At 49.8% G+C, this 11,944-nt stretch carries 12 protein-coding genes and 1 other annotated feature; of the genes, 5 read left to right on the top strand and 7 right to left on the bottom strand.

From position 1 onward, the window contains the following. Positions 1–437: 437 nt before the first annotated feature. The 3 genes from clpB to rluD all read right to left on the bottom strand — a co-directional run bounded on the left by clpB (position 438) and on the right by rluD (position 4,845). The gene (gene clpB, locus F3J40_RS17260; protein ID WP_017349746.1) at positions 438–3,011 is read right to left on the bottom strand and encodes an ATP-dependent chaperone ClpB; all 2,574 of its coding nucleotides are present in this window, start codon (positions 3,009–3,011) and stop codon (positions 438–440) included. 125 nt (positions 3,012–3,136) lie between these two features. Beyond that, complete coding sequence (gene yfiH, locus F3J40_RS17255) at positions 3,137–3,868, bottom strand: purine nucleoside phosphorylase YfiH (protein ID WP_167016528.1); 732 nt, start codon at positions 3,866–3,868, stop codon at positions 3,137–3,139. Continuing rightward, positions 3,865–4,845 (bottom strand): 23S rRNA pseudouridine(1911/1915/1917) synthase RluD, encoded by a 981-nt coding sequence (rluD, locus tag F3J40_RS17250; RefSeq protein WP_167016540.1) that lies wholly within the window; start codon positions 4,843–4,845, stop codon positions 3,865–3,867. Before rluD ends, yfiH begins: the two co-directional genes overlap by 4 nt. A gap of 129 nt (positions 4,846–4,974) precedes the next feature. On the opposite strand from rluD, the gene bamD reads away from it, so the two are divergent. The 4 genes from bamD (at position 4,975) to pheA (ending at position 7,721) form a co-directional block, all read left to right on the top strand. After that, positions 4,975–5,706, top strand: coding sequence for an outer membrane protein assembly factor BamD (gene bamD, locus F3J40_RS17245; protein ID WP_017349743.1), 732 nt, complete (start codon positions 4,975–4,977; stop codon positions 5,704–5,706). Positions 5,707–5,988: 282 nt separating this feature from the next. Continuing rightward, complete coding sequence (raiA, locus tag F3J40_RS17240) at positions 5,989–6,318, top strand: ribosome-associated translation inhibitor RaiA (protein ID WP_017349742.1); 330 nt, start codon at positions 5,989–5,991, stop codon at positions 6,316–6,318. 91 nt (positions 6,319–6,409) lie between these two features. Then, positions 6,410–6,534 (top strand) — a sequence feature (Phe leader region). Then, positions 6,411–6,458, top strand: coding sequence for a hypothetical protein (locus F3J40_RS24745; RefSeq protein WP_202813433.1), 48 nt, complete (start codon positions 6,411–6,413; stop codon positions 6,456–6,458). Its footprint overlaps the feature before it by 48 nt. A gap of 23 nt (positions 6,535–6,557) precedes the next feature. Further along, the gene (gene pheA / locus F3J40_RS17235; protein WP_167016521.1) at positions 6,558–7,721 is read left to right on the top strand and encodes a bifunctional chorismate mutase/prephenate dehydratase; all 1,164 of its coding nucleotides are present in this window, start codon (positions 6,558–6,560) and stop codon (positions 7,719–7,721) included. Between the two features lie 32 nt (positions 7,722–7,753). Here pheA and tyrA read toward each other — a convergent pair whose 3' ends face one another. Then, a complete protein-coding gene (tyrA, locus tag F3J40_RS17230) occupies positions 7,754–8,875 on the bottom strand; it encodes a bifunctional chorismate mutase/prephenate dehydrogenase (protein ID WP_167016520.1) in 1,122 nt (373 codons plus the stop codon). Positions 8,876–8,881: 6 nt separating this feature from the next. After that, complete coding sequence (locus F3J40_RS17225; protein ID WP_167016518.1) at positions 8,882–9,961, bottom strand: 3-deoxy-7-phosphoheptulonate synthase; 1,080 nt, start codon at positions 9,959–9,961, stop codon at positions 8,882–8,884. Positions 9,962–10,435: 474 nt separating this feature from the next. Between F3J40_RS17225 and F3J40_RS17220 the strand changes: the two genes are divergently transcribed. Further along, on the top strand, positions 10,436–10,693 hold the full coding sequence (locus F3J40_RS17220) for a holin (protein WP_167016516.1): 258 nt from the start codon (positions 10,436–10,438) through the stop codon (positions 10,691–10,693). A gap of 90 nt (positions 10,694–10,783) precedes the next feature. Here the strand turns inward: F3J40_RS17220 and rplS are convergent, their stop codons facing one another. Together rplS and trmD are read right to left on the bottom strand one after the other, a co-directional pair. Continuing rightward, positions 10,784–11,131, bottom strand: coding sequence for a 50S ribosomal protein L19 (gene rplS / locus F3J40_RS17215; RefSeq protein ID WP_017349737.1), 348 nt, complete (start codon positions 11,129–11,131; stop codon positions 10,784–10,786). 42 nt (positions 11,132–11,173) lie between these two features. Beyond that, positions 11,174–11,935, bottom strand: coding sequence for a tRNA (guanosine(37)-N1)-methyltransferase TrmD (gene trmD, locus F3J40_RS17210; RefSeq protein WP_017349736.1), 762 nt, complete (start codon positions 11,933–11,935; stop codon positions 11,174–11,176). Positions 11,936–11,944: the final 9 nt, after the last annotated feature.

The following is an 11,944-nucleotide window of genomic DNA, read 5'->3' as shown; positions in this document are numbered from 1 at the left end:
TCTGTAAAACGTCATAATGAATTTCATTATGTGTTCACTCGTGAGACTTGATATTTTTTACGTCCGGAGACGTTGATATCAATCCTGCGAGTGCCCACACAGATTGTCTGATAAATTGTTAAAGAGCGGTGCAATCAGCGCGTTAGCTTGCTGTTGCGAGGTGGCGTATATTACGCTTTCCTCCTTCAGAGTCAAACACTTTTTTCAGTATTTTTCTCTGGCGGGATGAATCACTTCACTCCCTGCTGAGCCGTTTGCGTTTCCGCCTTGCCGTCTCAGTGGTTGCGCATTATAGGCAGTTCTTCCGGGCTGACAAGTGCTAATTTCAAGAAATTGCTCAACCGCTCACAATTCCACCCAAACGCTCAACAAAAGCGCTAAAAGCACCGTTTAAACATAAAAAAACGGGCCCGAAGGCCCGTTTTATCACGTTAAACTTACTGTGTAGCGACAATTTCGCCGTCTTCCACATCCATATTAATCACTTTTCCTGGCAGCAACGCCCCCGAAAGGATTTTCTGAGCCAACGGATTTTCAATCTGCTGCTGAATGGCACGTTTCAAAGGTCGAGCGCCGTACACCGGATCGTAGCCATTTTCTCCCAGCAATTTTAAAGCCGCTTCGGAGATGTGCAACTGATAACCGCGCTCTTCCAACCGCTGATACAAACGCTGCAGCTGAATCAAGGCAATAGAAGCAATATGCTTCTCTCCTAACGGGTGGAACACAACGACCTCATCAATACGGTTAATGAACTCAGGGCGGAACTGCTGCCCAACCACATTCATCACTAACTCTTTCATCTGCGGATAATTGAGTTCACCAAAGCGTTCCTGAATCAAATCAGAACCCAGGTTCGAGGTCATGATGACGACCGTATTACGGAAATCAACGGTACGCCCCTGTCCATCTGTCAGGCGACCATCATCCAGAACCTGCAACAGAATGTTGAAGACATCAGGATGTGCTTTCTCAACCTCATCCAACAGAATCACTGAGTAAGGGCGGCGGCGTACAGCTTCCGTCAGATATCCCCCTTCTTCATAACCTACATATCCAGGAGGAGCACCGACCAGGCGCGAAACCGAGTGTTTTTCCATAAACTCGGACATATCAATACGCACCATCGCGTCATCACTGTCGAACAAGAAATTCGCCAGTGATTTACACAATTCGGTTTTCCCTACGCCTGTTGGCCCGAGGAACAAAAACGAACCAATTGGGCGATTAGGATCCGACAATCCGGCACGACTACGACGTATAGCATTCGAAACCGCTTCAACTGCTTCATCCTGCCCGATAACGCGCGCATGTAAATCCTGCTCCATGCGCAGCAGCTTGTCGCGCTCCCCTTCCATCATGCGGGCAACGGGAATACCGGTCCAACGCGCCAGCACATCAGCAATTTCGACATCTGTTACACGATTGCGTAACAGCTTCATGATCTTGCCTTCAGACTGGGTCGCCGAAGCTAACTGTTTCTCCAGCTCGGGGATTTTGCCGTACTGCAGCTCTGACATTTGTGCCAGATCCCCAATACGCCGAGCTTGCTCCAGAGATAAACGGGCCTGCTCGAGCTCAGCTTTAATATTCTGAGTACCGGTGAGTGACGCTTTTTCCGCCCTCCACTCTTCGTCCAGTTCCGCATATTCCCGTTCTTTCTGATCCAACTCACTTTCCAGCATTTCAAGGCGCTTAACGCTTGCTTCATCAGACTCTTTCTTTAATGCCTGCTGTTCTAGCTTAAGCTGGATGATACGACGGTCGAGCCTGTCTAACGGTTCCGGCTTCGAGTCAATCTGCATACGAATGCTGGATGCCGCCTCATCAATCAGGTCAATGGCTTTATCCGGCAATTGGCGATCGGCAATATAGCGGTGCGAAAGTGTTGCCGCAGCGACAATGGCAGGATCGGTAATCTGTACATGGTGATGCAGCTCATAGCGCTCTTTCAGGCCACGCAAAATGGCGATAGTGTCTTCTACTGATGGCTCAGCCACATACACTTTCTGGAAGCGGCGCTCTAAAGCGGCATCTTTTTCTATATATTGACGATATTCATCAAGCGTAGTCGCCCCGACGCAGTGCAATTCACCACGCGCCAGAGCAGGCTTGAGCATATTGCCAGCATCCATCGCACCATCGGCTTTACCCGCACCCACCATGGTGTGCAGTTCATCAATAAACAGGATGACATTCCCTTCCTGCTTCGCCAGATCGTTGAGCACACCTTTCAGGCGCTCCTCAAATTCACCACGGTATTTTGCACCCGCCACCAGCGCACCCATATCCAGCGCCAGCACGCGTCGACCTTTCAGGCCTTCAGGCACTTCACCATTAATGATGCGCTGCGCCAGACCTTCCGCAATAGCGGTTTTACCTACGCCAGGCTCACCAATCAATACTGGATTATTTTTGGTGCGGCGTTGCAGAACCTGAATGGTTCGTCGAATTTCTTCATCACGGCCGATAACCGGGTCTAATTTCCCCAGTTCAGCACGCTCAGTAAGATCGATAGTGTATTTTTTCAAAGCCTGGCGCTGATCTTCAGCCCCTTGATCGTTCACGTTCTCCCCTCCACGCAGTTGCTCAATGGCCTTCGTGATTTTCTCTGCGGTTGCACCAGCGGATTTCAGTAAATCAGCCAATGAGCCACGTGAATCAAGGGCCGCAAGAATAAATAGTTCAGATGATATGAAGTTGTCGCCACGCTTTTGCGCAAGCTTGTCACACAGATTAAGTACGCGTATCAGGTCCGAAGAAGGTTGCACATCACCTTCTGTTCCTTCGACCTGAGGTAGACGACTGATAGCCTGCTCAACGGCAGTGCGAAGTGAAGCCACATTCGCGCCCGCAGAGGCTAATAAAGGACGCACTGATCCCCCTTCCTGACTGAGCAACGCGCTCATCAGATGTAGAGGTTCAATAAATTGGTTGTCATGTCCCAGCGCGAGTGACTGGGCATCGGCAAGGGCCAACTGGAATTTGTTAGTAAGACGATCCAGACGCATATTTCCTCCCATTACAGGTCAAATGCTACTGGAGATTAAATGAGGTCATCCCTCAAATTTTCAAGGTTAATGACCTGAAAATTGGATAAAAAACAGGCTAACCTGGACCGTCTTGTGGCGTAAGGTTATCGCAGCCAAATTAAAGTTGCCATACGCCCAGTTGTTCCTTCACGACGGAAGGAGAAAAAATCGTTAGTTTCACTGTATGTACAGCGTGTTTCACCACTAATAGCGCTGATACCAGCAGCCATTAAGCGCTGGTGGGCTAATAACCAGATATCCGCAAAATATTTTGCGCCCGCGGGACGAAATGCTTCTTCTGCCCGCGAATCCTGCTCTGCAAATGCACGGCGCACTTCTGCCCCCACTTCAAACGCCTGAGGACCAATAGCTGGGCCCAGCCAGGCGTAGATCTCTTCGGGTGGAGCCTGAAACGCAGCCAACGTGTTTTCCAGCACGCCGGCACAAAGACCGCGCCAGCCAGCATGAGCAGCAGCGACTTCTTTACCGTCGGCTGAACAGAACAGCACGGGCAGGCAGTCCGCGGTCATTACCGCGCACACGGTCCCTTTAGTACGGGTGTACGCAGCATCTGCTCGCGGAATTACTTGATCCTGTTCGGGCAGACGGCAAACGTCTGTTCCATGAACCTGATCGAGCCATTGCGGCATTTGAGGCAATTTTGCCCAATCGACCAAACGATGGCGGTTAGCAGCAACACTCTCTGGCGCATCGCCAACATGGGCTCCCAGGTTAAATGAATCCCATGGAGAAGTGCTTACCCCGCCCTGTCGGGTGGTTGAACAAGCCAGCACCCCTTCAGGTGCAGGCCATTTAGGCAAAATCAGTGATGTCATAGCCAGTCCATTTGATCGCGGAAGATTTCAGTATCGGCTTTAAGCGCCGCAATGAGATCTACCATATCTTGTGGCAATGGCGCATGCCACTCCATTTCGATACCCGTGATCGGATGGTACAAACGCAGCATGGTCGCATGCAGAGCCTGGCGATCAAACTTACGTAATGCCGCAATGAACTCCTCAGAAGCACCTTTTGGTGGACGCGGACGGCCGCCGTACAGCTGATCCCCAACCAGAGGGTGCGTAATGTGCGACATGTGGACACGAATCTGGTGCGTACGCCCGGTTTCGAGGCGCAGGCGCAGGCGTGTATGTGCCCGGAAGTGCTCCATAATGCGATAGTGGGTCGTCGCAGGTTTGCCCATCGGATGCACGGCCATGTGTGTGCGCTTGGTCGAGTGACGAGAAATCGGTTCGTTTACCGTTCCGCCTGCTGTCATCGTTCCAATTGCAACAGCTTCATATTCGCGAGTAATTTCACGCAATTGCAGTGACTCTACTAAGTGAGTCTGTGCAGGAACGGTCTTCGCTACGACCATCAGGCCCGTGGTGTCTTTATCCAGTCGATGGACAATTCCCGCACGTGGCACATCGGCAATTTCCGGGTAATGATAGAGCAGCGCATTCAGCACCGTGCCATCAGGATTACCCGCACCAGGGTGAACAACCAGGTCACGTGGTTTGTTGATGACAAGGATATGCTCATCTTCATAGACGATGTTCAGCGCAATGTTTTGGGCTTCCCAGCGCTGCTCTTCCTCGATTTCTGCGCGAATTTCTACGCGCTCGCCGCCCAGAACTTTCTCTTTCGGCTTGTCGATGACGACGTCATTTACATAAACCTGACGGGCCAGGATCCATTCTTTTATGCGAGAACGTGAATAATCAGGGAACAATTCTGCCAAAGTTAGATCTAACCGTTGTCCGAGCTGTGACTCGGTAACCGTTGCGGTAAGTTGAACTTGTTGTGCCATATACAGCTTCTTCGTTAACGTTGGGTTTTCACGGCGATGCCGTTTAATATAATGTGCTATCGTACCTGTCATAACCGGGAGCTATACGGACCGCTTCCACCATAACACGTTGAGGATAATCATTTCGTCATGACGCGCATGAAACATCTGGTGGCTGCTGCCACACTGAGCCTGGTACTTGCCGGTTGCTCCAGCTCGGACGCAGTGCCGGACAGCCCGCCTTCTGTCATCTACGCGACAGCCCAGGAAAAACTGCAGGACGGTAACTTTAAAGCGGCAATTAAGCAACTTGAAGCATTGGACAACCGCTACCCGTTCGGCCCTTACTCCCAGCAGGTACAGCTGGATTTGATCTACGCCTACTATAAAAACGCCGATCTGCCCCTCGCGCAGGCTGCTATTTCTCGTTTCATGCGTCTTAATCCGACCCATCCGAACATCGACTATGTCATTTACATGAAAGGTCTGACGGATATGGCGCTGGATGATTCAGCACTGCAGGGCTTCTTTGGTATTGACCGTTCCGATCGTGATCCTACGCATGCTCGTGATGCCTTCAAGGATTTCTCGCAGTTACTGCAAGGCTATCCTGGCAGCCAGTATGCTGCTGATGCGCAAAAACGTTTGGTATACCTGAAGGATCGTTTGTCGAAATATGAACTGTCCGTGGCGCAATTCTATACCAAGCGTGGTGCTTATGTCGCGGTAGTTAATCGCGTTGAGGGTATGCTACGTGATTATCCTGATACCAAAGCAACGCGTGATGCGCTGCCGTTGATGGAAAATGCCTATCGTAAGCTGCAGTTGAACGCAGAAGCGGATAAAGTGGCCAAAATTATTGCCAACAACAACGCAGAGTAATTTTTTCTGTACCAACTAAAAAAGCAGCCGATATGGCTGCTTTTTTTTGTTCCGATACCCAACGTTTTCAATTTTTATCCTTGGGTTATCCAGTCAACAATGCACTTCAAATTTGATGACATCAAGCCTTTTTCTCGCCTTTCTGGTGTCTTCGCACAAACTTCGAGCATTCCCTTTCCATTGACAAAAAGTGACGCTTTTGTGTGACATAGATCACACTTTTTCCTGATTTTCGCGGTATGCTGGCCCTACCAAGACGGAAATGACAGAGAGGTTTCAACGATGATTCTGAACATTACCAGTAAACAAATGGAGATCACTGCGGCCATTCGTACACACGTAGAGGATCGCCTTGCCAAACTTGAAAAGTGGCAAACTCATCTGATTAACCCGCACATCGTCTTGTCGAAGGAACCGAAGGAATTTGTGGCTGACGCCACGATCAACACACCAAATGGCACCTTGGTTGCCAGTGCAAAACACGCGGACATGTATACCGCCATTAACGAATTACTGGCTAAGCTGGAGCGCCAACTGAACAAAGCACAGCATAAGCCAGAAGCACGTCGAGCCAATGCCAGCGTGAAAGATCTCACCCTGGCCAGCGAATAATCCCCATTGAGGCGCGCCTGCGGGCGCGTTTTCTGTTGACAGCCTTAAATCAGTACGGTTACTCTCACAGCATCCTGATAATGGAAACTACCATGACCAAACTGCCGTTTTTCTTCGCTTTCTTTTTTACCTTCCCCTGATTGGGAGGCAATTCGTCGTGTGAAAACGAAAGCGAAGACGAACTACAAAGCCTCCCAACCGGGAGGTTTTTTTTTATTTAATTTTGACAGGTGAGCTTAATGAATCCGGAAAATCCACTGCTGGTACTGCGAGAAAAAATCAGCGCAGTTGATGAGAAATTACTGACACTTCTGGCTGAACGCCGTGCTCTGGCCGTTGATGTCGCGCAGGCGAAACTGGCAACCCACCGTCCGATTCGTGATATCGAGCGGGAACGGGCATTACTGGAACATCTGATTCAATTGGGTAAGAAACACAATCTGGATGCACATTACATTACTCGCCTGTTCCAGTTAGTCGTTGAAGATTCCGTTCTGACACAGCAGGCTTTGCTGCAACGCAACCTCAACCATGAACACGCTTCTGCTGCTCGCATCGCTTTCCTTGGCCCTAAAGGTTCTTATTCCCACCTCGCCGCACGAAAATATGCAGCCCGTCACTTCGACGCCATGACCGAACAAGGTTGCCTTAAATTCCAGGACATCATTAAACACGTTGAAACGGGACAGGCTGATTACGCAGTATTACCGATTGAGAACACCAGCTCCGGTTCAATCAATGACGTTTACGATTTGCTGCAGCAGACAACGCTGTCGATTGTGGGTGAGCTGACGCTTCCTATCGATCACTGCGTTCTGGTGTCCAGCAACACTTCGCTGCAGCAAATTGAAACCGTCTACAGTCATCCACAACCCTTCCAGCAGTGCAGCCAGTTTATTAACCGTTTCCCACACTGGAAAATCGAATACACCGAGAGCACCGCCGCTGCAATGGAAAAAGTTGCCGCAATGAATTCTCCTACGGTCGCAGCACTGGGGAGCGAAGCTGGGGGTGAGCTGTATCAACTGCAGGTACTGGAACGTAACCTGGCCAATCAGCAGCAAAACCAGACACGCTTTATTGTCCTCGCACGTAATGCGATTGAAGTGTCTGAACAAGTACCGGCTAAGACCACGTTGGTCATGGCTACCGGACAACAAGCCGGGGCTCTGGTGGATGCGCTAATGGTACTGCGTAATCATAATCTGATCATGAGCAAGCTTGAGTCTCGTCCGATCAACGGTAACCCATGGGAAGAGATGTTTTATATTGATGTGCAGAGTAATCTGCAATCCGCTGCGATGCAGCAGGCGCTTCAGGAACTCACGGGCCTGACACGTTCTCTCAAAGTGCTGGGCTGCTATCCCGGTGAGAATGTCGTGCCGGTAGAACCACGCGCATAAAGAACAAAGGCATCCACAGGATGCCTTTACTTTTATTTGCGGCTGTCGTTAGCCGATTTCAGCAGGCTACGGCTTTCAACCAGGAAACGTTTGGCATGGTCGCCAAACCAATGCTCAACCCGGTTAAAACTACTGACGAATTCGGCCTTATCACCGTTCTCCAGTAACTTAATCGCCTCACCAAAACGTTGATAGTAACGTTTGATTAGCGCCAGATTGTTCTCCGATGACATGATGATATCCGCATACAGCTGTGGGTCTTGTGCAAACAATCGACCTACCATTGCCAGTTCCAGACGATAGATAGGTGATGAGAGTGCCAACAGCTGATCGAGATTAACGTTTTCTTCTGCTAAATGCAGACCATAAGCAAAGGTCGCAAAATGGCGCAAGGCCTGAATAAAGGCCATATTCTGGTCGTGCTCAACCGCACTGATACGGTGTAAACGCGCACCCCACACCTGAATTTGCTCCAGGAACCACTGATACGCTTCCGGCTCACGCCCATCACACCAGACCACAACCTGTTTTGCCAGGCTACCGCTATCCGGTCCGAACATCGGGTGCAGACCTAACACTGGCCCAGAGTGTGCTGCCAGCATAGCCTGCAGTGGACCATTCTTGACGGAGGCCAGATCGACTAAAACACAATCCTGCGGTAACGGTGGTAGTTGCGCAATAACCTGCTCGGTAAGGTGGATAGGTACACTAATGATCACCATACCGGCATCACTCAGTATACTCTCAGCCTGAGGCCAGTCGTCTTTATCCAGCGTTTTGACCTGATAGCCTGACAATGTCAGCATTTTGGCAAACAGCCGCCCCATCTGCCCTGCCCCACCAACAATGACAATCGGGCGCATTGTTGGACACAGGGTTTTGAAACCTTTGTCATTTTCGCTGGCATAGGACTCCCGCATCACACGACGCAGGATATCTTCTATTAAATCAGGCGCTACACCGAGCGCCTCCGCCTCTTTACGCCGTGAAGCCAGCATTGAAGCTTCACGTTCGGGTACGTAAATCGGCAGGCCGTAGCGGCTTTTTACTTCGCCGACTTCAGCCACCAAAGTCATGCGTCTGGCTAACAGCTCCAGTAACGCTTTATCTACTTCATCAATTTGATCGCGTAGCGCGGTCAGTTCTGCCACCATTGCTCTTTACACCTCGTGTGAAACACGCGCCGCCAGTACTCCTTGCAGATCCTGATGGATTTCACGTAGTAACGATTCGGTGGTTTCCCAGTTGATGCAAGCATCCGTCACGGAAACACCATATTTCATCTCACTACGCGGTTGCTCAGAAGATTGATTGCCTTCGTGGATATGGCTTTCCAGCATCAGGCCAGTGATCGAGCGATTGCCATCTTTAATCTGTGCGACAGCAGACTCGGCCACGCCAGACTGGCGACGAAAGTCTTTGTTAGAGTTGCCATGACTGCAATCTATCATTAAGGATGGACGCAGTCCTGCTTTCAGCATCTCTTTTTCACACTGCAAAACATCTTCCGGGCCGTAATTAGGGGCTTTACCACCACGCAGGATCACGTGTCCATCCGGGTTGCCTTGAGTCTGCAGCAAGCAAACTTGTCCTGACTGGTTAATGCCTACAAAACGATGCGGCATTGCTGCGGCACGCATTGCATTGATAGCGGTACCCAGGCTGCCGTCAGTGCCGTTCTTGAAGCCAACAGGCATCGACAAACCGGAAGCCATTTCACGGTGCGTTTGTGATTCAGTGGTACGCGCACCAATAGCTGACCAACTAAACAGATCGCCTAAATATTGTGGAGAGTTTGGATCCAACGCTTCGGTGGCAAGTGGCAGGCCCATCTCAACCAGGTTAACCAGAAGCTGACGTGCGATATGCAAGCCCGCTTCCATGTCGAAGGAGTTATTCATGTATGGATCGTTGATCAACCCCTTCCAGCCAACGGTGGTACGAGGTTTCTCAAAATAGACGCGCATAACGATATACAGCTGATCCTTCAACTGTTCAGAGAGAGTTTGCAGACGACGAGCATATTCCAGTGCAGCTTCGGTATCGTGAATTGAGCAAGGGCCACAAACCACCAACAGACGCGGATCGCGACCGGCGATGATGTCTGAAATGGTTTGACGGGAAGCGGCAATCTGGGCTTCCTGCGCGGCGGTTAACGGGAACTTAACCTTAAGCTGCTCTGGAGTAATCAACACCTGCTCATCTGCGATGTGCACATTGTTCAGCGCGTCTTTCTGCATGATAGCGATCCTTTATTCTCTCGTTTATGCGTTATGGGATCCTCGTCAGAGGATGAGATTCACTCTATCACATAACGTAAATCATGCAATCCAGCATGTACACTTTTGTTACCACGACAATAAAGATCAACGAAAACAAAAAATAAAACCATAAATATTATATACATAAACCAGAGCGCACATTCATACCCCGATAAATAAGTGTAAACATAAAATTACACATGCGAAATGCAGGATTCAATAAAAATGCGTTAACTGCTTCTAATCGCTCTATTTTTTTAGCTTCTATCGGGCACGAAAACACTGAGATAACGATCGACGCAGGATCATCACCATCAGACCTGGCCAACAATTAAGCAACGAAAATGGCAGTGGGTTGCAGTTTACTAAGCTTGTGATACTGTATATAAATACAGTTAAATGTTTATGAACATCCTAATGGAGAGGGAAAGCGCAGCGTGAACCGGAGTCGTTATGGATAAAATCCCCGCATTTTCCGGCTGGTTAAGCGGAGGCTTTTCAGACTGGATCAGTCACCACAGCGTGCAGGAAGTCGCCCTGGTCATTGGAGCAACCGTGGCGGTTACCACGTTATTAATCAATCTGATTACGTTGCTGATCAATCTGGCGAATTTTTTTCTTAACTGGCACTACCGCAAGAAAAAGTTGCGTTTACAGCAGCTGAACAAAGCCGCACCAGCACGAGAGAGAGAAGAGGATGAAGCCAAATAGCTCACAGACGAGGTATCAGGAATAAAAAAGGGGCCAGCATATGCTGACCCCTTGTTTGCATTAACTTTAAGATGTCGCTGACGCGAGTACTTAGCCCAGACGCTCTTTGATACGCGCTGACTTACCAGTACGCTCACGCAGGTAGTACAGTTTGGCTTTACGCACGGCACCACGACGTTTAACAGCGATGCTGTCAATAACAGGTGAGTGAGTCTGGAAAACACGCTCAACGCCTTCGCCGTTAGAAATCTTACGAACAGTGAATGCAGAGTGCAGACCGCGGTTACGAATAGCGATAACCACGCCCTCGAATGCCTGCAGACGTTTTTTAGAACCTTCAACGACCCATACTTTCACTTCCACGGAATCACCCGGACGGAATGAAGGTACGTCTTGCTTCAGCTGTTCTTGTTCAAGTTGCTTAATAATGTTGCTCATAATTAAATCTCTTATCCTGGGTAAACTGATAGTGGGGGAAGATTACTCTTCCTCATCATCGTTTTGTTGCTGATGTTCACGTTGGAACTCGCTCAGCAACCTTGCTTGCTCTTCAGTCAGAGCCAGGTTTTCCAGAAGTTCAGGTCTTCTCAGCCAGGTACGGCCCAACGACTGTTTAAGCCGCCAGCGGCGAATATCAGCATGGTTACCAGACAGCAGAACTGCCGGAACATCCTTGCCTTCTAACACTTCAGGTCGGGTATAGTGCGGGCAATCCAGCAAACCGTCCGAGAATGAATCCTCATCTGCTGACGCTTGTTTACCCAATACCCCTGGCACAAGCCGGGAGACTGAGTCGATCAACGTCATTGCTGGCAGCTCACCGCCACTGAGTACGTAATCGCCGATTGACCATTCTTCATCAATTTCGGTTTGGATTACGCGCTCATCTATCCCTTCATAGCGACCACATACCAGAATCAACTTCTGCTGTGACGCCAGTTCGCAAACGCCCTGTTGGTCCAGTTTGCGTCCCTGAGGTGAAAGATATATCACCTTTGCACCGTCTCCTGCCGCTGCTTTCGCCGCGTGAATCGCATCCCGTAAGGGTTGCACCATCATCAACATTCCCGGTCCGCCGCCGTAAGGACGATCGTCTACAGTACGGTGCCGGTCGTGAGCGAAGTCTCGTGGACTCCAGCTCTGAATGTTAAGCAGGCCATTTTTAACTGCCCGGCCAGTTACCCCGTATTCGGTAATAGCGCGAAACATCTCTGGAAACAGGCTAATAACACCAATCCACATTGTATGCGC

The sequence above is a fragment of the Candidatus Pantoea multigeneris genome (assembly GCF_011752615.1).
In the GTDB taxonomy this organism is placed as follows: Bacteria; Pseudomonadota; Gammaproteobacteria; order Enterobacterales; family Enterobacteriaceae; genus Pantoea; species Pantoea multigeneris.
The sequence above is the reverse complement of the archived record's forward strand: the minus strand, read 5'-3'. Positions and strand labels throughout refer to the sequence as shown.

Coding starts and splice junctions, on each gene's coding strand:
- clpB (WP_017349746.1), bottom strand. CDS start 3,011: ATGCGTCTGGATCGTCTTACTAACAAATTCCAGTTGGCCCTTGCCGAT.
- rplS (WP_017349737.1), bottom strand. CDS start 11,131: ATGAGCAACATTATTAAGCAACTTGAACAAGAACAGCTGAAGCAAGAC.
- F3J40_RS17225 (WP_167016518.1), bottom strand. CDS start 9,961: ATGCAGAAAGACGCGCTGAACAATGTGCACATCGCAGATGAGCAGGTG.
- pheA (WP_167016521.1), top strand. CDS start 6,558: ATGAATCCGGAAAATCCACTGCTGGTACTGCGAGAAAAAATCAGCGCA.
- raiA (WP_017349742.1), top strand. CDS start 5,989: ATGATTCTGAACATTACCAGTAAACAAATGGAGATCACTGCGGCCATT.
- tyrA (WP_167016520.1), bottom strand. CDS start 8,875: ATGGTGGCAGAACTGACCGCGCTACGCGATCAAATTGATGAAGTAGAT.
- yfiH (WP_167016528.1), bottom strand. CDS start 3,868: ATGACATCACTGATTTTGCCTAAATGGCCTGCACCTGAAGGGGTGCTG.
- trmD (WP_017349736.1), bottom strand. CDS start 11,935: ATGTGGATTGGTGTTATTAGCCTGTTTCCAGAGATGTTTCGCGCTATT.
- bamD (WP_017349743.1), top strand. CDS start 4,975: ATGACGCGCATGAAACATCTGGTGGCTGCTGCCACACTGAGCCTGGTA.
- rluD (WP_167016540.1), bottom strand. CDS start 4,845: ATGGCACAACAAGTTCAACTTACCGCAACGGTTACCGAGTCACAGCTC.
- F3J40_RS17220 (WP_167016516.1), top strand. CDS start 10,436: ATGGATAAAATCCCCGCATTTTCCGGCTGGTTAAGCGGAGGCTTTTCA.